This is a genomic window from Citrobacter sp. wls619, from assembly GCF_005281345.1.
Lineage (GTDB): Bacteria > Pseudomonadota > Gammaproteobacteria > Enterobacterales > Enterobacteriaceae > Citrobacter.
This window is the reverse complement of record NZ_SZXJ01000010.1, coordinates 38,100-38,903: the sequence shown is the minus strand read 5'-3', so window position 1 is coordinate 38,903 and position 804 is coordinate 38,100. Positions and strand designations below refer to the sequence as shown.

At 41.9% G+C, this 804-nt stretch carries 1 protein-coding gene; it reads left to right on the top strand.

Features of this window, described 5'->3' with window-relative positions; translation table 11 throughout:
- Window positions 1-135: 135 nt before the first annotated feature.
- Window positions 136-804, top strand: a 669-nt coding sequence (locus FDX19_RS01655) for a pentapeptide repeat-containing protein (protein ID WP_137381348.1), incomplete at its 3' end; no start/stop codon positions are given.

The following is an 804-nucleotide window of genomic DNA, read 5'->3' as shown; positions in this document are numbered from 1 at the left end:
AGTCCATAACAAGGACAATGTTAAACAGGTCCGGCGTACCGGAGGACTTAACGATACCGAATGTGAAGCTAAATGCAGGTTAACGTTGAGTTCCGAAATACGGTCTGGTGTTTTGAGTAGGGTTGTTCAGGATATATGGCAACCGGTAAACAGAGTAATAAGGAAATTATGAAAAGAGTCGAAAAGGCAGCGAATTATATAAATGCGTCTCTGCACCTGAATCGGAATGATGATGCTAATGTGGCAAAGCATCATGGTGTCAAAGATCATCTGAAAAACTTTTTCATATTTGGGAAAAAACATGCGGAGGAAAAACGAGTTGCAGGTCTGATGGCGGTGTCCACAGGACTTGCTGCTGCTCTGGCAGAGATGCAGATGACGCCGGATAAAATCAAAACTGAGCTTGATACTGGTAATCAAATTGTGACCATTGATTTTACTGTTGGAGAGAGCGGGAAGAAACTGGCAGGAAGTTACCGTCTGAATCTGACCAGGTATGACGGGGGTATTAGGTTTAGTCTGTCTGACACAGACGATGTAAATAAAAATGCGTCTGAATTCAATTGTTCTGAAGAACAGTTGAATAAAGGCCTTGGAACTCTGATTACAGTCAACCTGTTACAGTATGTCGATCAGCATTTAGGATTTGTGGATCGGGATCGCCTGACTCAATTCCTAAATACGGGTCGCATTAATCTGGTAAATGTAAATTTTACCTATGTAATTTTGGCCGATGTATTTTTTGCCGGTGCTGATTTGTCAGGTGCAAATCTGAAAGATGCAGGATTGCACTGTGCTGATTTA